Origin of the sequence: Solibaculum intestinale, assembly GCF_040096205.1 — a bacterium.
GTDB classification, from domain to species: Bacteria; Bacillota; Clostridia; order Oscillospirales; family Acutalibacteraceae; genus Solibaculum_A; species Solibaculum_A intestinale.
Map to the genome: position 1 here is coordinate 41,074 of NZ_JBBMFD010000011.1, position 21,774 is coordinate 62,847.

Here is a 21,774-nt window from a genome sequence, read left to right on the forward strand (position 1 = left end):
GAATGAACAATACCGCAACCAACACCGCCACTTGCCCGACTGTCAGAAAGCAGATCGGCAAGACCACCTATATCGTCCGTGTCCATTTCAGCGAGACCGCCAAGGAGACGATGGAGGACAAAATCAAGCGTATGCTCCGTGAAGAAGTCCGCAAAATGTGACTTCTTTTTGAATTTGATGAAAAAGTCCTTGACTTTTCGTCTCTGGCAAAACCGCAAAATCCATCCTGATTTCCTGCGGTGCGCGCCTTGCCGTGTTCGACATCGCGGAGCTGCGGGAGGTCACGGCCTACGACGAGCTGGAGCTGGATACCCTGGGAGACCGGAAAACCGCCTTGTTCTTGATTATGAGCGACACGGACGATAGCTTTAACTTCCTGATCTCCATGTGCTACACCCAGCTGTTCAATCTGCTCTGCGAAAAAGCGGACGATGTGTACGGCGGGCGGCTGCCGGTCCATGTGCGGTGCCTCATTGACGAGGCCGCCAATATTGGACAGATCCCTCGGCTGGAAAAGCTGGTTGCCACCATCCGAAGCCGTGAGATTTCCGCCTGCCTGGTGCTGCAAGCACAGTCCCAGCTCAAAGCTATCTACAAGGACAACGCCGATACCATCATCGGCAACATGGATACCTCCATCTTCCTGGGCGGCAAAGAGCCGACAACCCTCAAGGAGCTGGCCGCCGTGCTGGGCAAGGAGACCATCGACACCTACAACACCGGCGAGAGCCGGGGCCGCGAGACATCCCATTCTCTTAACTACCAAAAGCTCGGCAAAGAGCTTATGAGCCAGGATGAACTGGCCGTCATGGACGGCGGCAAGTGTATCCTCCAGCTGCGCGGTGTGCGGCCTTTCCTCTCGGACAAGTACGACATCACCAAGCACCCCAATTACCCGTACACCGCCGACGCGGACCCCAAGAACGCCTTTGACATCGAGGCGTTCCTGTCCACCCGGCTCAAGCTCAAGCCCAACGAGGTCTACGATGTGTATGAAGTAGACGCAGAGGGCGTGTAAATCTGTTCCGCTGTGAAAGACCTGCTAATAAAAGTCAAGTAGAAATTTCAGATTTTTAGGGAGGCGAAAAAATGCAATACAAAATCAAGCCGCTGAGCATCTCAAAATTAAAACGGCGGCCAGCCAGATGGTATAGAGTGTAAAAATCAGTCGTGCTCCAGGGATTCCAAGTAGGCTTTCACAGAAGCGTAGTAGATGCGCAGGAACTTGTTGGCAGAGGCCATCATGTAGACACGATATGGCTTGCCTTCAGAGCGTTTCTTGTCCATGAACTGGTACACCGGCTCGTCTATTGGAGCACATTGCAGGATGACGCTCATCACCAGAAAGAGCGTCCTGCGCAGTGAGGCAGATCCTCGCTTGGAAATGCTACGGCTACGGACATCTATTTGACCGGATTGGTAGGGCGGGGCGTCAATACCCGCAAAGGCAACCAACGCTTTTTTGGAATGAAAACGGCGTACATCGCCAATTTCAGCCAGGAGTTGAGGGCCGAGGGTTGGGCCAACACCAAACATCCCCATCACTACAGGATACTCCGGCAGAGAAGCTGCCAGGGATTGCATCTCCTGTTTGAGAGCAGCTAACGCGGAAGAAGTTGTCTGGAGTTGAGAAATGGCCTGTTCTACCAAAAGTTTTGCCGTATCCGTTTTCGGTATGACACCGAAGTGTCTGCAAGCAGAGGCATAAATATCCAGCGCCTTATCCTCGCTGAAATTGTAGCCGTGCTTTCTGCACCACTTCTGGTATTGGGTAGTAAAGGCCTTCTCAGACCGGCCACAAACGCACTCGCAATGCCAAAAAGTAGCGACAAAGTCCACCCACTTCTCGCTGCCATCGGCGCGGGGCGGACTGGTAAACAAGCGATTTGCGTCTGGGAAGGTGGTGTCCAGCAGGGAGATCAGGTTATTCTTCAGCATGGTCTGAACTTTGGAATACTGTTGGTACTGCCGGTAGCAGATTTTCAGCATGAGTCGGGTATCCTCCTCCGGGATATATCTCGGCAATGTGAGCCAGTGGTCAAGACCGTAGTTGGCCAGCTTTACGGCATCCTTTTTGTCGGTTTTGGCCCGTCTTAAACTGTTGTTTCCGTAGTCATGCACCAGCATTGCATTGACTACCGAGACATAAAGGCCCGCGTCGTGGAGCAGCCAGGCCACCGGAGCATGGTAATTACCCGTGGATTCCATCACCACACGGGTCTCGCCGTCCAGGCTTTTGAGCAGTCCTGCCAGCTCGCTCAGTTCATTGGCGGTGTGACGTACTTCAAAGGGTGAAACCACTACCTCTCCGAAGGGCCGCATGACTGCAATCATGCTCTTACCCTTGGAAACATCGATGCCAACGCAGTTCATTCACATTCCTCCAATACAAAGAATCTGCAACCGGAATCCATCTTTTCTCGCTGCCGATTCAATCTATTGTGTGACACGAACTCTCCGACATCCGGTGGTTCAACCTGCTTAAATCGAACGCTGCAACGAGAGGATGGCTAACAGTCTTTCACACGGACATACAAGCCCAAGGAGTGATTGGTCAGCCAGTTGCTCCTCTCATTGTAGCTTAGGCACGAGATGGAGGGAAAGCCGGACTGGCTGTCCGGCTTTCCTGTCCAAATTTATTGTAATAGGAGTGATTGAAATGGCTAAGAACAAAATCCAGCGCATTGACCAGGAGATTGCCAAGGTCCGCGAGAAGATCGCGGAGTACCAGGACAAGCTGAAAACCCTGGAGGCGCAGAAAACCGAGGCGGAGAACCTGGAAATCGTTCAGATGGTGCGCGCCCTGCGGCTGACCCCGGAGCAGCTGAACGCCATGCTCTCCGGTGGTACGGTCCCTGGCATGGCCGCTGCCTCCGCCAACTACAACGAACAGGAGGATACCGACCATGAAGAATAAGAAAATTTTCAAAACCCTTTCGGCCCTCTGCGCCGCCCTGGTGCTGATGATGGGCCTTTCCGTGACTGCCTTTGCCCAGGGAACGGAAGAACTTCCGGCGGAGGATGCCACCAACGACAGCAATGTGGTCGTGGAGGAAACCGAGGACAGTCCGGCCCTGACCCCGGATGGCAACGCCGCCCTGGTGGATGATTTCGGCGACAACAAGCAGCTCATCACCGTCACCACCAAGGCAGGCAACTACTTCTACATCCTCATTGACCGGGCCAACGAGGACAAGGAAACCGCTGTCCACTTCTTAAACCAGGTGGACGAGGCGGACCTGATGGCGCTGATGGAGGACGGTCAGACCACCCAGGAGCAGCCCGCCACCTGTACCTGTACGGAGAAATGTGTGGCCGGTGCGGTGAATACGGCCTGCCCGGTGTGTGCCACCAATATGAGCGCCTGCACGGGTAAGGAGCCGGAACCGGAGACCCCGGAAGAAACCCCGGAACCGGAAGAACCGGCGCAGAAACCCGCAGGACTGAATCCGGCCATTCTTTTGGCGGTGCTGGCTCTGATGGGTGGCGGCGGCGCTTTTGCCTACTTTAAGCTGGTAAAAAGCAGACCCAAGACCAAGGGCAACGACAATTTGGACGATTATGACTACGGCGAGGATGATACCGATCAGGAGGACGAGGACTCCTGGGAGACCGAGGAATCTGACGAGCCGGACGCTGACGGGGGCGGCGACGAGGAAAGCGAGGACAAGACGGTTTGACCCGCTTCACCGACAGCCCCTATGAACGCATGATGACACGCAGGCCGGAGGGCGGGAAGGAAACTTCCCGTCCTCCTACTTTATCTCCCGGCCACCCCTGTTATGGCTGCGGAAATTACCGTGACGGTCAGCCCTGCGTGGGATTCTGCCACCGGCAGCTGACCGCATGGCTGCGGGAAAGGAGGATGAAAAACCATGAAGCTGGTGATCGCTGAGAAACCGTCCGTTGCCCAAAGTCTGGCCGCCGTGATTGGGGCCACCGCCCGCAAGGACGGCTATCTGGAGGGCGGCGGCTGGCGGGTCAGCTGGTGTGTGGGCCATCTGGCTGGTCTGGCCGACGCCGACGCTTATAACCCGGACTACGCCAAGTGGCGCTATGACGATCTGCCCATTCTGCCGGAACCCTGGCAGATGGTGGTGAGCAAGGACAAGAAGAAACAGTTTGATGTGCTGAAGCAGCTGATGAACGCCCCGGATGTGACCGAAGTGGTAAACGCCTGCGACGCCGGACGCGAGGGGGAGCTGATCTTCCGCAGCGTCTATGAGCTGGCGGGCTGCCAGAAGCCCATGAAGCGGCTCTGGATTTCCTCAATGGAGGATTCCGCCATCCGGGAGGGCTTTGCAAACCTGCGCCCCGGTGCAGACTATGACGGCCTGCGGGATGCGGCCCTCTGCCGCGCCAAAGCGGACTGGCTGGTGGGTATCAATGCCACCCGGCTGTTTTCCGTGCTGTACCACCGGACCCTCAACATCGGACGTGTCATGTCCCCGACGCTGGCCCTCATTGTCCAGCGAGAAGCCGAGATCGACACCTTCAAGCCGGTGCCATTCTACACGGTCACACTGGAGCTGCCCGGTTTCACCGTTTCCGGGGAGCGCATGGCAGACAAGGCTGCCGCCCAACAGCTGAAAACGGCCTGCCAAGGTGCGGCTGCCACAGTGAAAAAAGTGGGGCGCAAAAACAAATCCGAGAAGCCGCCCGCCCTCTATGACCTGACCACCCTCCAACGGGACGCCAACCGGCTGCTGGGGTTCACCGCCCAGCAAACCCTGGACTACCTGCAAAATTTGTATGAAAAGAAGCTCTGTACCTACCCTCGGACGGACAGCCGCTATCTGACTTCGGATATGGCGGCGAGTCTACCGGAGCTGGTCCAGCTCACTGCCGGGGCGATGCCCTTTTCCAATGGCATGGAGATTGCCTGCAATGCCGCCCAGATTGTCAACGACAAGAAAGTGACCGACCATCATGCAGTGATCCCTACCCGCAACCTCCAGGGCGCGGACCTGTCCGGCCTGCCGGTGGGCGAAAAGGCGGTGCTGGAGTTGGTGGCTCTGCGCCTGCTGTGCGCCGTGGCCCAGCCCTATACCTTTGCGGAAACCGCCGTTGTTGTCGAGTGCGCCGGAGCGGAGTTTACTGCCAAAGGCCGCACAGTGAAAAATTACGGCTGGCGGGCGCTGGACGCTGCCTATCGCGCAGGGCTGAAGAATGTGGAGCAGGACAAAGAACCCGAGGACAAGGCTCTGCCTGAGCTGTCTGAAGGTCAGACGCTGCCCCTTTCTGGTGCTACCGTCAAGGAGGGCAAGACCACCCCGCCCAAGCACTTCACCGAAGATACGCTACTCTCCGCAATGGAGACTGCCGGGAAGGACGATATGCCGGAGGATGCCGAGCGCAAGGGCCTGGGGACCCCGGCCACCCGCGCCGGGATTCTGGAAAAGCTGGTTTCCACCGGCTTTTTGGAGCGCAAAAAGAGCAAGAAAACCGTGCAGCTCATGCCATCCCATGACGCGGTATCCCTTATCACCGTGTTGCCGGAGCAGCTGCAATCGCCCCTTCTGACTGCTGAGTGGGAGTACCGGCTGGGTGAGATCGAGCGTGGCGAGCTGGCCCCGGAGGATTTCATGGCTGGGATTAGTGCCATGCTCAAAGAACTTGTGGGAACCTATCAAGCTATCAAGGGAACGGAGTATTTGTTCAGCCCTTCCCACGAAGTGGTGGGCAAATGCCCCCGCTGTGGCGGAGAGGTTGCAGAAATGCAAAAAGGCTTCTTCTGTCAGACAGAATCTTGCAAATTTGCAATTTGGAAAAACAACAAGTGGTGGGAGATGAAGCACAAGCAACCTACCAAAGCCATCGTAACGGCACTGCTCAAAGATGGCCGCGCTCATGTGAGGGGCTTGTACTCCGAGAAAACCGGCAAGACCTACGATGCCACTGTGGTGTTGGCGGATGATGGGCAGTACGCCAACTTCAAGCTGGAGTTTGACCAGCAGAAAGGTGGCAAACGATGAAGCTCTCACGCTATGAACAGGAAACCATCATCCTCTACAACCAGGCCGAAGCCACCGCCGAGGTCTATACCCATGACCCCCGGCTGCTGGAGAAGCTGCGGCGACTGGCAGAGAAATACCCGGACCAGATTGTGAAAAAGGACCGCCAGACCTTTCTCGTTCCCAAACGCTGTGTGTCCGTCCGGGAACCTTACAGCGCCGAGCGCCGTAAGGCAGCCAGTGAACTGGCCAAGGCTGCCGGATACAGGCCGCCCACCCCCAAGAAAGGCAATGAGTAAGCATGGCTGAAAGTGTCTTTGAGGCTGTCAAGCAGTCCATCACCGTCCGAGAAGCAGCGCAGATGTACGGAATCGAGGTCAACCGGAGCGGCATGGCCTGTTGTCCCTTCCACGATGACAAAAATCCCAGCATGAAGCTGAACGAGGAATATTTTTATTGCTTTGGCTGCGGAGCCACCGGCGATGTGATTGACTTCACAGCGAGGCTCTACAATCTGTCCCCCAAAGAGGCCGCCGAGAAGCTGGCCCAGGATTTTGGCCTGGCTTATGACAGTCAGGCCCCTCCCCGGCGACGCCATGTCCGCCAGAAATCCGAGGCGCAGAAATTCAAGGAGGACCGAGACCATGCCTTTCGTGTCCTGGCCGACTACTTTCATTTGCTCCGCAAGTGGGAAACGGACTACACACCCAAAACACCGGAGGAAAATCCACATCCCCGATTCATGGAGGCAATCCAGAAAAAGGACTATGTGGGCTATCTGCTGGATTTTTTTCTGGAGAACAGCCCGGAGGAGCAAAAGCTGTGGATTGCCGAACATCAATCAGAAATAGCCAAATTGGAAAGGAGAGTGAAATTCATGGCTGATAAGACCACCAATCGAGAACGGTTACAAGAGATCACAGCGGGCATTGAACAGGGTATCAAGGAACTGTTTGAGAGCGAGAAGTATATGCGCTATCTGTCCGTCATGTCCAAGTTCCACCGCTACTCCGTCAACAACACCATGCTCATCTATATGCAGCGCCCGGACGCCACCCTGGTGGCCGGGTTCAACAAGTGGAAAAATCAGTTTGAGCGCCATGTGAAAAAGGGTGAGCATGGTATCACCATCATTGCCCCCACGCCCTACAAAAAGAAGATCGAGGAAATGAAGCGCGACCCGGATACTCATGCACCCATCCTGGACGCGGATGGCAAGGCGGTCATGGAGGAAAAAGAAATTGAAATCCCCATGTTCCGTCCGGTGAAGGTGTTCGATGTGAGCCAGACGGACGGAAAGCCCCTGCCAGAGCTGGCCTCCAGCCTGTCCGGGACGGTGCCGCACTATGAGGCTTTCATGGAAGCTCTGCGCCGCTCGGCTCCGGTTCCCATCGAGTTTGAGCCGATGGCCGAGAACATGGACGGCTATTTCTCCTCTGACCAGCAGCGGATCGCCATCCGGGAAGGCATGAGCGAGGTGCAGACTGTTTCCGCCGCTGTCCATGAGACCGCGCACAGTAAGCTCCACGACCCCAAAAAGTACGAAGCGGAGCCGACCTGGAAGATCGTGATGGTGAGCGAGGGCGGCACCAAGCATGACTTCCGTCTGGACTTCGCCACCGAAGCAGAGGCGGAACAGGCCGCCGCCGAGGAAGGCTGGCGCTATGTGGACGAGAATCGGTTTGAGTGGCGGTTGGAAGTGGAGGAAGATCTGACGGCGGTGAAACAGGCCGCCAAGAACCGCAACACCGAGGAAGTGGAGGCCGAGAGCATTTCTTATGCGGTTTGCCAGTATTTCGGCATCCAGACCGGCGAGAACAGTTTTGGCTACATCGCTTCCTGGTCGAAGGACAAGGAGCTGAAGGAGCTGCGGGCCAGTCTGGAGACCATCAACAAGACTTCCTGCGAGCTGATTAACGACATCGAGCGCAACTACAAGGAAATCTGCAAGGAGCGCGGCATTGACCTGACTGCCGCCACGGAACCGCAGCAGGACTCTATCGAGCAGCTGGCAGCAGACATCGACCAGTTCACTTTCGATTATGACCCTTATGAGTATCGGAACAATGCAGATAGCCGTGAGGACGCACTGCACGAACTGACTGCCACACTCCGAAGCGGAGATGCCAGCGGTGTACGCGAATGGCTCCAGAATATCGTGAACGAGGATGAACCGGATGAAACCACCCAAAAAGCTGCCGAGCTTATGGGACGCTTGGATCAGCTGGTGCCGATGACTGAACCGGAACAGCTGACCGAGCCGGAAAATACCGAAAGTGTCCAGCCCAGCGCCGAGTACCGGGAGGCCCTGTTGGTGCTGGATGATACCAGCTACCTTCATGTTCAGCCCTGCGACACCGGCTGGGACTACACGCTCTACGATGTGGCAACCATGAAGCAGATGGACGGCGGCCAGTTGGACGGGCCGGATATGGGCCGTTCCACAGCGGTTAGCCATATCTGCGAGGACCTGGGGATGGGCGGCAAGTCCATCAAGTATGCGCCGCTGTCCATGATCGAGACTTTGCAGGAGGCGGCTTACCACCAGATGCAGGAACAGGTCAGCCAGCAGACCACAGAAGCTGCCGCCACCCAGCTGCCGGATGCCCAGGAGCAGGCGTTGGACGAGTATCCCATGCCGGACCCGGCACTGACTCAGGATGATCTGGAGAAATGCGGCTACCTGGACGGTGACCTTCTGCCCCTCTCCAAAGAGCGAGCCTATGAGCTGATGGAGCGAGACCTGACCGTTTATATCGTCCAGGAGGGTGAAAACCCGGAAATGGCCTTTGACACTGCCGACCTGGACGCCCATGACGGTATCTTTGCTGTGTCCCGCGAGGAATGGGAGCAAAGCCCGGACTTTCACGAAAAAGTTTTGGAACGACAGGATCGGCAGTTGGAACGGGAACAGGCGTTTCTTTCCCATGAGGGAAATTGTTTTGCTATTTATCAGGTGAGCAAGGATGACCCGCAGAATGTGCGTTTTATGAATCTGGATTGGCTGCAATCGCACAATCTGTCCGTAGAGCGGAGTAACTATGACCTTATCTATACCGCCCCTCTGGACGGTTCCGGCAGCACTATGGAGCAGCTGGAAAGGCTGTATGAGCAGTTCAATCTGCAAAAGCCGGTGGATTTTCACAGCCCGTCTATGAGCGTCAGTGACATCGTTGCCATCAAGCAGAATGGTCAGGTATCCTGTCATTACTGCGACAGTGTTGGTTTCACCCAGGTGCAAGGTTTCTTGCCGGAAAATTCGCTGAGAAATGCGGAAATGACGGTGGAAGATGATTACGGCATGATCGACGGTATCATCAATAACGGCCCAAAGGAGCCGACAGTGGCCCAGCTGGAACAACAGGCCCGCAGTGGTCAGCCCATTTCTCTTATGGACTTGGCAGCAGCCGTCCATCGAGAGGAACGGGAAAAGAAAAAGTCCGTAATGGAGCAGCTGAAAAGCCAGCCCAAGACGGAACACAAAAAGACAGCGCAAAAAAAGAGCGCGGAAAGGGAGCTTTGATATGAACAACTTCACCTTTGAGGAAACGAACCTTCTTTGCATCTACAACACCGGCAGCCGCACCGGGCTGATCGACGCTCTGACGGAGATGCGCGGTGAGCTTTCGCCGGAGGAAGCCGAGCTGCGGGAACTGACGGACAGCGCCCTGGGTAAACTCCAAGCTATGAACGACACCGAGTTTGCCGAACTGGAGCTGTACCCAGATTTCGACGAGTAAAAAACACACATAAAGACCTGATGGGACGGCCTGATATGCCGTCCCATTTCTATTCAACATGAAGGGAGGACAGAAAACCATGCCATCCAAAGCTGAATTTTACCGGCAGATGGCCGAACAGGTATCGACCCAGCTTGTAGGCAGCTGGAAGGAGTGGACGGCTTTTCTCACCACCGCCGCCCGCCTTTATAAATACCCATTCCACGAGCAAATGATGATTTACGCCCAGCGCCCGGATGCCACCGCCTGCGCCGAGTATGACCTGTGGAATGAAAAAATGGGACGGTATGTGCGCCGTGGCTCCAAGGGTATTGCCCTGGTGGACGATTCCGGCGACAAGCTTCGCCTGCGCTATGTGTTCGATATTTCCGATACCGGCACCCGTGAACATTCCCGTACACCCTGGTTGTGGCAGCTGGAAGAACAGCACATTGGGCCTGTGTCGGCCATGCTGGAGCAAAACTACGGCGTTGCCGGTGACAATCTCGCCCAGCAGCTCACGGATGTAGCCGGAAAGCTGGCGAGTGAGTATTGGGACGATCATCAGAGAGATTTCCGCTATATCGTTGACGGTTCGTTCCTGGCGGAGTACGATGATTACAACATCGAAGTCCAATTTAAGTCCGCCGCCACCGTCAGTATCGCCTATGCCCTGATGTCTCGCTGTGGGCTGGATACGGAACAATATTTCCAGCATGAGGACTTCATGCCGATTTTCGATTTCAATACCCCGGCCACGGTTGGGGCGTTGGGCGCGGCGGTCAGCCAGATTAACCAGCAGGTTTTGCGGCAGATCGGCGTCACCATCCAGATCTATGAGCGCGAGCAACTCGCGGAAAGGAGCGTTACACATGGAGAACAGCCTGACTTACACGATGAACGGAGATTATCAGATTCCCGACCTGAAGCTGACCGAACAGCCGGAGAAGCCCCTGGGCAAGTACGGCAGGATGCGGAAAGCGTACCTGAAGGAACACCGGCCCCTGATTTACAATCAGCTGCTGCTGACCGAGAAGCTGTACCCGCACCTCATCGAGATCGACGAGACAGCGCAGAGCCGTCTGGAGCAGATGATGCCCCAGCTGGCGAAAGACGCGGGCGCGACGGAGCAGCTGAAAGCCAGCGACCCGATGCGCTGGGTGGGCCTGATGAACACCTGCAAAGCACAGGCCGAGGAGATTCTGATGGCGGAGCTTATTCACAGCTGAGTTTCTTCCTCTCCGAAGCAGAACAAATCAGAATCATAGATGAAGCAGAGAATGTGAAAACATCCTCTGCTTTTTCTTTTGCCCAGGCTGACATCGACCATGTGCTGCGGCTGGGCGGCAACACCTATCGCCAGAGAGAGCGCATTGTCGCGGCCTTTGAGGAGCAGAAGTCCACCACCGAGATCGCAGACACCCTGAAAACCCTGTACCATGGCGGCAACGGGATTGGCAGCATCACTGCATGGTATGCCGAGGATGGAATCCATCTTTCCCACGGCAAAACTGCCCGTTACGATAAGTCCGCCCAGGTCATTTCCTGGGAGAGTGCCGCTGAGCGTATCGGCCAGCTTTTGCAGGACGGCCAGTTTGCCACCAATGTGGAGCTGGCTGAGGCTGCGGGCTATGAACGCTCCCTCCTCGCGGAAAAGTTCTGGAATCTGTACCACGATTTCAGCGAGGAAGCCAGAGAAGCTGGGTATCTGCCCATCCTTTCCAACAATCCGGGGCGCGGTTTCCCGGAGGAATCTGCATGGCTCACCGAACAGCTGAAAAGCCCGGAGTTTCGCCAGAACCTTGCGGAAGAATATGCTGCCTTCTGGACGGCCTACCAGCAGGATCGGGATTTGCTGCGCTTCCACTACCATAAACCCAAAGAAATTTGGGAGAACCTGCAAGATCTGTCCTTGCCTCGCACCACCTTTACCTCTCAGTTGACGGAAGTACCTTCGGTCAAGCAGTTTATCTCTGAGGACGAGATCGACGCCGCCATGACCAGAGGCAGCGGATTTGAGGGCGGTAAGGGCCGAGTTTTCACCTTTTTCCAGGAACCCCATACGGATAAGGAAAAGGTGGATTTTCTCAAACATAAGTATGGTATTGGCGGTCACTCCCATGCCCTGTCCGGTGCAATGAAAAGCGATGAAAGCCACGACGGAAAAGGTCTGCACTACAAAAAAGACGGCTGCCCGGATGTGCATTTCACCTGGGAGAAAGTCGCCAAACGGATTACCGACCTGATCCAGAAGGGACGCTATCTCACAGAACAGGAACAGGCGGAGTATGACAAAATCCAGGCAGAAAAGGCCCTGGCGGAAGAAGATGCCCTGCAAGCCCAGCAGCCGGACCCGGCTGTGTGGGAATACAACGGCGTCAAGGAGCGCCACCCGGATGATATAATCCTCTACCAAATGGGGGATTTTTTTGAGCTGTACGGTGAGGACGCCAAAACTGCTGCTGCGGAACTGGACCTCAATCTCACGACCCGCGCTATCCCCGGCGGTGGCCGTGTGGAAATGTGCGGCTTTCCGGCAAACCGGCTGGAGCAGGTTGTGGAACAGCTGCGGGATAAGCATGATGTGACCATTTCCGCTGTCCCGAAGGGCGGCAGGGAGCGGCAGGAGTATTCCATGCCCTCTATCGACCATGAGGCGGAACAGCACATCAATGCCCAGGAAGCGGAGTTTGGCGCAGACGGGACCAGAGTATTTCAGGAGACCGAAGCAGCCGCAGCCCCTACGATTCGAGAACTGCATGAGCAATACAAGCCCATTGTACTTGCCGCTGTTATGGAAGATGTGCCATATCGCAATGCCTGCGGTCACAGTGACCATGAGAACGCCGTGATCGAGGGCAATGCCGCTATTCGCCGTGCTGTCCTGGGATCTGGCAACATGGAGCTGCTCCGCCTCTATTCCGACACACCGGAGTTCCGCCAGCGCCTTCATCGAGAAATCATCGACGAGACCTATCCCAAGCTCCATGAGCTGCTGCACCCTCTCACGGACAATGACATCGACAAGGCTATCCAGGACTGGAACGGCAAAATCGAAAGTAAACACGCCGTTGTCCGTTACATGGAGAAACATGGGCGGGAAAAAGATACCGCTGCATGGCTGGCCCATGAGTTTGACGGCGGCGATGGCAAAACCCCGTTTTCGGTTCGCCCGGAAAGCCCCGAAGGAACGGTGCTGCCCTGGCCCAAGGTACAGCGCCGGATCGCTCAGCTTATCAAGGAGGACCGGTTCTACACCGAAGCGGAACAGGACCGGTTCGACAACATCGACCCCATCGCCATTCGGGAGGCTTTGGCCGAGCGCGGCATTGTGAATGGTGAACTGGTGGATGAGGAAAAACTGGATAATGACCCATTCATCCAGCGTGTTATGGCGGATGTGGAGGCCATATCCAGAGAGAGCGTCCCGGCAGATGAGCCGGAACAGCCTTCTCCCCATAATTTGCGTGTTCTGGTTTCAGATGAGGAATACGCTGCGGCTCGTGGCACACTCCGGGAGCGAACCTCCTACGATCCAGCGGTTCCTCCTTACAATGTGGGTGATATTGTCTATCTGGATGACCGGCCCCATCAGATCACAGAGCTGCGGGATGACACGGTGCAGCTGCTGCCCACCGGCATGAGCTATCCCATCTACCGGGCTGAGAGCCGGGAACGGTTTGAGCAGCTTTTGCGGGAGGATAACCGCAACGACTTCTATACCGAATTCCTGCCTGCAAATCTGGATACGGTGGACCAGGACCTTCGGGATGTGCTGGCCCATGGCCTGATTGGTGAGGCGGACAAGGCGGAGCTTTCCGAGCTTCTTCGCAACGGCAAGAGTAACCAGGAGGTAGCCTTGTGGCTGAGCCGGGCCTATCCCAACATCGTGGAAACGATGGAGCTGGAGACCGGCGAGACCGCCGATTACCGCACGATGCCGGAAGGTATCGAGCTGGAAGTGCTGGATGCAGATGAAAAGCGTCTGGCCATGCTGTTCTTCCAGTGGAGCGAGGTTGCGCCTTTGCTGCGCGGGATGTATGCCCGTCAGTTGGACGGTTTTGAGCAGGAACGCCCCGAACCGGCTGCCGAAACCCCGGCCTTCCAAGCCGAGACTGTGGCTGTCTATCCGGGCGATAAGAACAATCTGCCCTATGATGTGGTTGTTCAGACCCTGCGAACCAATGAGCCGGAGCCGCCCACGCCTGCTGTCGAGCCGGAAAAGACTCTGGATGAGGTACTGGACGAACACCCCGTTTCCATTCAGGTAAACGGCGAGTGGCAGACCTTCCCCAATGTCAAAGCTGCCGAGGAAGCCTCTTATGAGGAATACAAGGCCAATCTGCGTCGCACCGCCGAGAATTTCCGTATCACTGACGATCACCTGGGCGAAGGCGGCCCCAAGGCTAAGTTCCAGGCCAATGTCGAGGCAATCAAGCTGCTGAAATACCTGGAGGAAACCACCGAGCAGGCAACGCCGGAACAGCAGAAAATCCTTTCTCGGTATGTGGGCTGGGGCGGCCTTGCCGATGCCTTTGACCCCGACAAGGAAAGCTGGAGCAAGGAATATGCCCAGCTGAAGGAACTGCTGACCCCGGAGGAATACGCTGCTGCCAGAGGTTCCACCCTCAACGCGCACTACACCAGCCCTACGGTCATCAAAGCGATTTACGAGGCTGTGGGCCGCATGGGATTTGAGACCGGCAACATCCTGGAGCCGTCCTGTGGTGTAGGCAATTTCTTCGGTATGCTGCCGGAGGAAATGCGAAACAGCCGTCTTTACGGCGTGGAGCTGGATTCCATCAGCGGGCGTATTGCCCAGCAGCTCTACCCCAAGGCCGACATCACCGTGGCAGGGTTTGAGACCACCGACAGGCGGGATTTCTACGATCTGGCGGTGGGTAATGTACCGTTTGGCCAGTATCAGGTTCGGGATAAAGCCTATGACAAGCTGAATTTCAGCATTCACAACTACTTTTTCGCCAAGGCTCTGGATCAGGTTCGTCCCGGTGGCGTGGTGGCCTTTGTCACCAGCCGCTACACGATGGACGCCAAGGATTCCACCGTGCGCCGGTATCTTGCTCAGCGCGCCGAACTGCTGGGGGCCATCCGTCTGCCCAATGACGCTTTCAAAAAGAACGCAGGTGCCGAGGTCGTTTCGGACATCATCTTCCTGCAAAAGCGTGACCGTCCGTTGGACATCGTGCCGGAGTGGACGCAGACCGGGCAGACCGAGGACGGCTTTGCCATCAACCGCTATTTCCTGGACCACCCGGAAATGGTGCTGGGCCGACAGGAACCGGAAAGCACCGCCCACGGCATGGACTACACCGTGAACCCCATCGAGGGGCTGGAGCTTGCCGATCAGCTGCATGATGCCGTGAAGTACATTCGCGGCACCTACCAGGAGGCCGAGCTGCCGGAGCTGGGCGAGGGCGAAGCCATCGACACTTCTATCCCTGCTGACCCCAATGTGAAAAATTACTCCTACACCGTTGTGGACGGCGATGTGTATTACCGTGAAAACAGCTGTATGGTACGGCCTGACCTGAATGCCACCGCCGAAGCCCGTGTGAAAGGACTGGTGGGTCTGCGAGAATGTGTCCAGCAGCTCATTGATCTGCAAATGGACGCCGCCACACCGGACAGCGCCATCCAGGACAAACAGGCCGAACTGAACCGGCTCTATGACAGCTTCTCTGCAAAATATGGTCTTATCAATGACCGGGCGAACCGGCTGGCCTTTGCTGATGATTCCAGCTACTATCTGCTCTGCGCGCTGGAAGTCATTGACGAGGACGGCAAGCTGGAGCGCAAGGCGGATATGTTCACCAAGCGCACCATCAAGCCCCACAAGGCGGTGGACACTGTGGATACCGCAAGTGAAGCTCTGGCCGTATCAATTTCCGAAAAAGCCTTTGTCGATATGGCGTATATGGCGGAGTTGACCGGCAAGACCGGCGACGAACTGGCCGCCGAGCTAAAAGGCGTGATCTTCCGTGTACCTGGGCAGTTGGAGAAAGACGGCACTCCCCATTATGTAACAGCCGACGAATACCTGTCCGGCAATGTGCGGCGCAAGCTGCGTCAGGCACAGCGGGCCGCACAGCAGGACCCTTCCTTTGCAGTCAATGTGGAGGCCCTTACCGCTGCCCAGCCCAAAGACCTGGATGCGTCGGAGATTGAGGTGCGCCTGGGCGCTACCTGGATCGACAAAGAGTACATCCAGCAGTTTATGTATGAGACCTTCGACACGCCGTTTTATCTCCAGCGCAATATCGAGGTCAACTATTCTTCTTTCACCGCTGAGTGGCAGATCACCGGCAAAAGCTCTGTAAGCCAGAACAATGTGGCAGCCTATACCACCTACGGAACCAGCCGTGCCAATGCCTACAAGATTCTGGAGGACAGCCTGAACCTGCGGGATGTCCGTATCTACGACACCATAGAGGATGCAGACGGCAAAGAGCGCCGGGTGTTGAATGCCAAAGAGACCACCCTGGCCGCCCAAAAGCAGCAAGCGATCCGGGACGCTTTCAAAGACTGGATTTGGAAAGACCCGGACCGCCGCCAAGCTCTGGTCCGCCAGTACAATGAGGAAATGAACTCCACCCGTCCCCGTGAATACGACGGCGGACACATTACTTTCGGTGGTATGAACCCGGCCATCACCTTGCGGGAACACCAGAAAAACGCTATCGCTCATGTGCTGTACGGCGGCAATACGCTGCTGGCACACGAGGTAGGCGCTGGCAAAACCTTTGAAATGGTGGCTGCCGCCATGGAGAGTAAGCGCCTGGGCTTGTGTCAGAAATCCCTCTTTGTGGTGCCGAACCATCTGACCGAACAATGGGCGTCGGAGTTTCTGCGGCTCTATCCTTCCGCCAACATTCTTGTCACCACCAAAAAGGACTTTGAGACCCACAACCGCAAGAAGTTCTGCGCCCGCATTGCCACCGGCGATTATGACGCCATCATCATGGGACACAGCCAGTTTGAGAAAATCCCCATCAGCCGAGAGCGTCAGGAACGGCTCCTTCAGGAGCAGATCGACGAGATCACCGAGGGCATTGCCGAGGTGAAGTACAGCGGCGGTGAGCGTTTCACGGTCAAGCAGTTGGAACGCACCAAGAAGTCCCTGGAAGCCCGGCTGGAGAAATTGCAGGCCGAGAGCCGCAAGGACGATGTGGTAACATTCGAGCAGTTGGGTGTGGACCGCCTGTTCGTCGATGAGGCGCATAACTATAAAAACCTGTTTTTATACACCAAGATGCGGAATGTGGCAGGTCTCTCCACAAGCGATGCCCAAAAGTCCAGCGATATGTTTGCAAAGTGTCGCTATATGGATGAACTGACCGGAAACCGTGGTGTGATTTTCGCCACTGGCACCCCCGTATCGAACAGCATGACCGAACTTTACACCATGCAGCGGTATCTCCAGTATGACCGCCTGCAAGAGCTGAACATGACCCACTTCGACTGCTGGGCCAGCCGCTTCGGAGAAACCGTCACGGCGCTGGAGCTGGCACCGGAAGGCACCGGCTACCGGGCAAGAACGAGATTCAGCAAGTTTTTCAACCTCCCGGAGCTGATGAACTTGTTCCGTGAAGTTGCCGACATCAAAACCGCCGATCAGCTGAACTTGCCCACCCCGGAGGTGGAATACCACAACATCGTGGCCCAGCCTACTGAACACCAAAAAGAGATGGTGCAGGTTCTCTCCGAGCGCGCCTCCAGGGTACACAGCGGCAGCGTTGACCCCTCAGAGGACAATATGCTCAAGATTACCGGCGATGGCCGCAAGCTGGGTCTGGACCAGCGTATCATCAACCAGCTGCTGCCGGATGAACCCGGCACCAAGGTCAATCAGTGTGTGGGTAATATCATGCAGATCTGGCGGGACGGCGAGGCTGACAAGCTGACCCAGCTGGTATTCTGCGACATTTCCACGCCCCAGGCAGCCCCCTCCAAAAAGGCAGCCAAACAGCTGGATAATCCCACACTTCATGCGCTGGAACAGGCTGTGCCGTTGGATGAGCCTGAGCCTGCCTTTACCATCTATGAGGACATCCGCCAGAAGCTCATCGCCCAGGGAATGCCCGCCGAGCAGATTGCTTTTATCCACGAAGCCAAGACCGAGGTGCAGAAGAAAGAACTGTTTTCCAAGGTTCGCACTGGGCAGGTGCGCGTCCTGCTGGGCAGCACCTCCAAAATGGGCGCTGGCACCAATGTGCAGGACCGGCTTGTGGCGCTCCATGACCTGGATTGTCCGTGGCGTCCGGGAGACCTTGCCCAGCGCAAGGGCCGTATCGAGCGCCAGGGCAACCAGAATCCGCTGGTCCATGTGTACCGCTATGTTACCGAGGGAACTTTCGATGCCTACCTGTGGCAGACGGTGGAGAACAAACAGAAATTCATTTCGCAAATCATGACCAACAAAAGCCCGGTCCGCTCCTGCGATGATGTGGACGAAACGGCGCTGTCCTTTGCCGAGATCAAGGCCCTGTGCGCCGGAGACCCCCGTATCAAGGAGCGCATGGATTTGGATGTGGAGGTTGCGCGTCTGAAGCTGATGAAAGCTGACCATCAGAGCAAGCAGTACCGCCTGGAGGATCAGTTGCTCAAATACTTCCCCCAGGAAATCGAAACTAACAAGGGGTTTATTAAAGGCTTTGAAGCGGATCTGGAGACCCTGGCCGCCCATCCTCACCCGGAGGATGGCTTTGCTGGAATGGAGATCCGGGGCGATGTGCTGACTGACAAAGAAAACGCCGGTGCAGCCTTGCTAGACGCCTGTAAGGAGGTCAAAGGCTCCGAACCGGTGCAGATCGGCAGCTATCGGGGCTTTACTATGTCCGTGGAGTTTTCCGCTTGGAAACAGGAATATACGCTCCTGTTGAAAGGCCAGATGACCCACCGGGCAAGCCTCGGCACAGACCCGCGCGGAAACCTCACCCGTATCGACAATGCACTGGCTCAAATGCCTCAGCGTTTGGAAGCCGTGAAAAACCAGCTGGACAACCTTTACCAACAGCAGGCCGCAGCCAAAGAGGAAATCGGAAAGCCGTTTCCCTTTGAGGATGATCTGCGAGTCAAGTCCGCCCGTCTGGTGGAACTGGACACGCTGCTGAACATTGACGGCAAGGGCCATGCCCAGCCGGAAACTGTGGTTGCCAAGAGCGCACGGCCTTCGGTGCTGGACAGCTTGAAGCGCCCGGTGCCACCCCGTAGCCCTGAAAAGAAACCGAAACAACATGAGGAGGTGCGATAACATGAATACCAACGATCTGAATACGGCCCTTTATGAGAAGATGGCCGCTGAACAGGACAAATACCGGGACTGGCTGAAAAGCCAGCCCCCGGAGGAAATCCTGCACCATACCTATGAGTACACCGTCCGGGAGGACATTGTGATGGCGATGGAGGACTTGGAGCTGACCGATGCCCAGGCCCAGGCGCTTTTGGATTCGCCTACACCGCTGGCCGATGTGTACCGTCACTTTGAGAAGCTGGAGACCGGCTACATGGATGTGATCCGGGACAGCATTGAAAACCGAGCGGATGATGTGTGTAAGGTTTTGGAAGAACAGCGGTCCATCCCTCTCTATCTCCATTCTGCCGCCTATGCGTCCCAGCATGGGGAGATGGCACAATATAACCGCTCTTATCAGGCAAACTTTGACTGTAAAGAGGCCATTGAACACGCCATCAGCGCCCACTATGCGGATAACCGACTGGATACGGAGTCTGCGGTTAAGGCGGTGCTGGAAAAGTTCGGGTCGGAACGAGTACAGTTCATCCTTGCCAACACCATCCAGCATAAGGACAGCGACGGTCGCGTTTCCCGTGACAACAAAGCCTGGGCAAAGACCATTCCCATGCCGGAGGACAGCGGCACTTCGCGCCACTGTGCTTATCTGGTTGTGGATGAGGTCAATCTTGGTCTGACCGATCTGTTTACACGGCAGGCACGAAAAACGCTTCAGGAACCGGAGAAAGGCTCTGTCTTGCAAAAGCTCAAACAGGAGCCTACCACCCACAAGCCTGCTTTATCGAAGAAACAGGAGCCGGAACGATGAGCGCCAAAAAGCGTAAACGGGATGTGCCGGTCCTGTTTTGGGTTTCCGATGCGGAGATGGAAGCGATCCAGCAGAAAATGGCACAGTTCGGAACAAAAAACCTGAGCGCCTATCTGCGGAAGATGGCTGTGGACGGCTATGTGGTACAGCTGGACTTGCCGGAGCTGAAGGAACTGGTATCCCTGTTGCGCCGAAGCAGCAATAACCTGAACCAGCTCACCCGACGGGTACATGAAACGGGGCGGATTTATGATGCTGACCTGGAGGATATAGCCCAACGGCAGGAGCAGTTATGGGAGGGCGTGAAAGAAATCCTAACCCAGCTTTCCAGGCTTTCGTAACAGGGATATATGCCCCAACTGCGGAGGGAGGAACGGCGTTCTTTTCGCCGCGCCTTCCTCCGTTTTTTCTTTTGCCCATATCCTTGTCTTTTTGAAATGTTGGAAGGATAATATGGGTAGAAAACAGATTGCCGCAAAGGAGTTGAGAATAGATGAAAACCTTTGAGAAGGTGTTGGAGATTTTTCGTGAGTATTTGGACTGTGATCTAGAGGAAGAAGTCCTCCCTTGTCGAGAAGGTTATCTCCGCGTCACATGGAATGGAGATTCCCGCTACTGTGTGGATGGACTTCTCAGCCGGACACCGGACGAACTATTCGAGGTGCTGTTATCTGATTATCGCAGCTATGAGGAACTGCGGCTAACCAAAGGATGCCGAGAAGTGACGGAAGAAGATGAAAGACAGGCAGAAATTCTCTGTCAGAGCTTTCGGGAACGATGGAAGGAGGAAGAAAAATGAGGGCGATCTGGTTCATTCTGAAACTGCCGTTGAAGATTTTAATGGCTCCGGTGATTCTGTCGCTGACCCTGTTCGTCTGGATTTGTGTGGGGATTGTCTATGTCTCCGGTTTGGTGCTGGGGCTTATCAGCATGGTGGTTGCCCTGCTGGGTGTGGCAGTTCTGATTACTTACTCCTTGCAAAACGGCATTATCCTGCTGGTGATAGCATTTCTCATTAGTCCCTATGGTTTGCCAATGGCTGCAATCTGGCTACTGGGCAAGGTACAGGACTTGAAGTTTATCATTCAAGATTTGGTTTATGGATAATATGAAAACCTCCGACGAATTTCGTCGGAGGTTTTATGGTTCTAGGTTATCTTCTTGAAAAAGCGGCGATGCAAAAAAGGTATCTATCCCAATCCCCATTCCTTGGCACATCTCATGAATGATCCGTAGCTTAACCGAATCATACGAGCAGTTGATGACATTTCCAATCGTAGACTTGGGAACACCGCTTTTCATATACAGTTGATATTGTGTCATTTTTCTTTCATCTAGTAATTCTAACAGACGTTTGCTTACCGCCTCGTTTAGCTTCATTCTATACACCGCCCCTGTGACTGTACTATATTTAGTATATGGGCAGTTTTGCTAAAATTGGTCCCTGTACCTGTACTAATAGAGCTATTTGCAGTATGATGGTAATAGGGGTGCCATCGTATGAACGTAACTTTTTGTGGCCATTCGCAAATCACAAAGGCAGACAATATTGCGAATTGGCTTCGCAATGTAACACAAGACCTAATTGAGCAAGGAGCAACAACTTTTTATCTTGGAGGATATGGAGAGTTCGACAGTTTAGCAGCGTCTATTTTACGGGAACAAAAGAAAAAGTATCCGCAAATCGAGCTGGTTCTTGTATTGGCATATTTGAACACTGGCCGGGATGTTTCTGGCTATGACAGTACCGTGTATCCACCGCTGGAAAACGTACCGCGCCGTTTTTCGATTTCTCATAGAAATCGCTGGATGGTAGAGTCCGCCGATGTAGTGGTGGCCTATGTTCTCCATGATTGGGGCGGAGCAGCCACAACGTTACGGTGTGCCAAACAGAAAAAGAAGCAGATTATTTCATATCGTGATGAAATGGGCAGCTGAGGTTGTCTATTTTGCTGCCACTTCATATTTCCAAAACTGTTGAACGTTAAGCTGTCGGTAAAATTATGCCGAATTTTCATCACT

At 55.3% G+C, this 21,774-nt stretch carries 17 protein-coding genes and 3 pseudogenes; 17 read left to right on the forward strand and 3 right to left on the reverse strand.

Features of this window, described 5'->3' with window-relative positions; genetic code table 11:
* Window positions 1-2 precede the first annotated feature (2 nt).
* Window positions 3-161 carry a transposon-encoded TnpW family protein gene (locus tag WMO26_RS07730; RefSeq protein WP_002596227.1) on the forward strand — a complete coding sequence of 53 codons (159 nt, stop codon included), beginning with the start codon at window positions 3-5 and terminating at the stop codon, window positions 159-161.
* A gap of 41 nt (window positions 162-202) precedes the next feature.
* Window positions 203-1,018, forward strand: a pseudogene (locus tag WMO26_RS07735) (VirD4-like conjugal transfer protein, CD1115 family); the annotation flags it as partial.
* Between the two features lie 146 nt (window positions 1,019-1,164).
* Here the strand turns inward: WMO26_RS07735 and WMO26_RS07740 are convergent.
* Window positions 1,165-2,373, reverse strand: a complete 1,209-nt coding sequence (locus WMO26_RS07740; protein WP_002382856.1) for an IS110-like element ISEnfa110 family transposase — start codon at window positions 2,371-2,373, stop codon at window positions 1,165-1,167.
* Window positions 2,374-2,659: 286 nt separating this feature from the next.
* On the opposite strand from WMO26_RS07740, the gene WMO26_RS07745 reads away from it, so the two are divergent.
* The 8 genes and pseudogenes from WMO26_RS07745 (at window position 2,660) to WMO26_RS07775 (ending at window position 9,694) form a co-directional block, all read left to right on the forward strand.
* Window positions 2,660-2,917: a DUF4315 family protein gene (locus WMO26_RS07745; protein WP_002588926.1), complete on the forward strand. Its 258-nt coding sequence runs from the start codon at window positions 2,660-2,662 to the stop codon at window positions 2,915-2,917.
* Window positions 2,907-3,680 (forward strand): DUF4366 domain-containing protein, encoded by a 774-nt coding sequence (locus tag WMO26_RS07750; protein WP_002588925.1) that lies wholly within the window; start codon window positions 2,907-2,909, stop codon window positions 3,678-3,680. The genes WMO26_RS07745 and WMO26_RS07750 overlap by 11 nt, the downstream gene beginning before the upstream one ends.
* Entirely contained in the window at window positions 3,677-3,895 is a 219-nt protein-coding gene (locus WMO26_RS07755; RefSeq protein WP_038270835.1) for a hypothetical protein, read from the forward strand. The genes WMO26_RS07750 and WMO26_RS07755 overlap by 4 nt, the downstream gene beginning before the upstream one ends.
* Window positions 3,876-5,975: a type IA DNA topoisomerase gene (locus tag WMO26_RS07760; RefSeq protein WP_002588924.1), complete on the forward strand. Its 2,100-nt coding sequence runs from the start codon at window positions 3,876-3,878 to the stop codon at window positions 5,973-5,975. Before WMO26_RS07755 ends, WMO26_RS07760 begins: the two co-directional genes overlap by 20 nt.
* On the forward strand, window positions 5,972-6,253 hold the full coding sequence (locus WMO26_RS07765; protein WP_002588923.1) for a hypothetical protein: 282 nt from the start codon (window positions 5,972-5,974) through the stop codon (window positions 6,251-6,253). Before WMO26_RS07760 ends, WMO26_RS07765 begins: the two co-directional genes overlap by 4 nt.
* Before the next feature lie 2 nt (window positions 6,254-6,255).
* Window positions 6,256-7,966, forward strand: a pseudogene (locus WMO26_RS13660) (ArdC family protein); the annotation flags it as partial.
* A gap of 284 nt (window positions 7,967-8,250) precedes the next feature.
* Window positions 8,251-9,477 (forward strand): annotated as a pseudogene (locus WMO26_RS13665) (YodL domain-containing protein); the annotation flags it as partial.
* Between the two features lies 1 nt (window position 9,478).
* Window positions 9,479-9,694 carry a transposon-transfer assisting family protein gene (locus WMO26_RS07775; protein ID WP_002588921.1) on the forward strand — a complete coding sequence of 72 codons (216 nt, stop codon included), beginning with the start codon at window positions 9,479-9,481 and terminating at the stop codon, window positions 9,692-9,694.
* Window positions 9,695-9,743: 49 nt separating this feature from the next.
* On the opposite strand, the gene WMO26_RS07780 is transcribed toward WMO26_RS07775, so the two are convergent.
* Window positions 9,744-10,547: a hypothetical protein gene (locus WMO26_RS07780; RefSeq protein ID WP_072853160.1), complete on the reverse strand. Its 804-nt coding sequence runs from the start codon at window positions 10,545-10,547 to the stop codon at window positions 9,744-9,746.
* Here WMO26_RS07780 and WMO26_RS07785 point away from each other — a divergent pair.
* The 6 genes from WMO26_RS07785 (at window position 10,546) to WMO26_RS07810 (ending at window position 20,859) form a co-directional block, all read left to right on the forward strand.
* Window positions 10,546-10,902: a TnpV protein gene (locus WMO26_RS07785; protein WP_072853158.1), complete on the forward strand. Its 357-nt coding sequence runs from the start codon at window positions 10,546-10,548 to the stop codon at window positions 10,900-10,902. The genes WMO26_RS07780 and WMO26_RS07785 overlap by 2 nt on opposite strands.
* Window positions 10,903-10,955: 53 nt before the next feature.
* Complete coding sequence (locus tag WMO26_RS07790; RefSeq protein WP_349219392.1) at window positions 10,956-18,944, forward strand: helicase-like domain-containing protein; 7,989 nt, start codon at window positions 10,956-10,958, stop codon at window positions 18,942-18,944.
* A 1-nt stretch (window position 18,945) separates the two neighbouring features.
* Entirely contained in the window at window positions 18,946-19,752 is an 807-nt protein-coding gene (locus WMO26_RS07795; protein WP_002578490.1) for a DUF3848 domain-containing protein, read from the forward strand.
* Window positions 19,749-20,093, forward strand: a complete 345-nt coding sequence (locus WMO26_RS07800) for a plasmid mobilization protein (protein WP_002578491.1) — start codon at window positions 19,749-19,751, stop codon at window positions 20,091-20,093. The genes WMO26_RS07795 and WMO26_RS07800 overlap by 4 nt, the downstream gene beginning before the upstream one ends.
* 152 nt (window positions 20,094-20,245) lie before the next feature.
* Window positions 20,246-20,551 (forward strand): hypothetical protein, encoded by a 306-nt coding sequence (locus WMO26_RS07805; RefSeq protein WP_002578492.1) that lies wholly within the window; start codon window positions 20,246-20,248, stop codon window positions 20,549-20,551.
* On the forward strand, window positions 20,548-20,859 hold the full coding sequence (locus WMO26_RS07810) for a CD1845 family protein (protein WP_002578493.1): 312 nt from the start codon (window positions 20,548-20,550) through the stop codon (window positions 20,857-20,859). The genes WMO26_RS07805 and WMO26_RS07810 overlap by 4 nt, the downstream gene beginning before the upstream one ends.
* A 33-nt stretch (window positions 20,860-20,892) precedes the next feature.
* Here the strand turns inward: WMO26_RS07810 and WMO26_RS07815 are convergent, their stop codons facing one another.
* Window positions 20,893-21,132, reverse strand: a complete 240-nt coding sequence (locus tag WMO26_RS07815) for a helix-turn-helix domain-containing protein (protein WP_002578494.1) — start codon at window positions 21,130-21,132, stop codon at window positions 20,893-20,895.
* Between the two features lie 120 nt (window positions 21,133-21,252).
* On the opposite strand from WMO26_RS07815, the gene WMO26_RS07820 reads away from it, so the two are divergent.
* Window positions 21,253-21,690, forward strand: coding sequence for a hypothetical protein (locus tag WMO26_RS07820; RefSeq protein WP_002578495.1), 438 nt, complete (start codon window positions 21,253-21,255; stop codon window positions 21,688-21,690).
* Window positions 21,691-21,774: the final 84 nt, after the last annotated feature.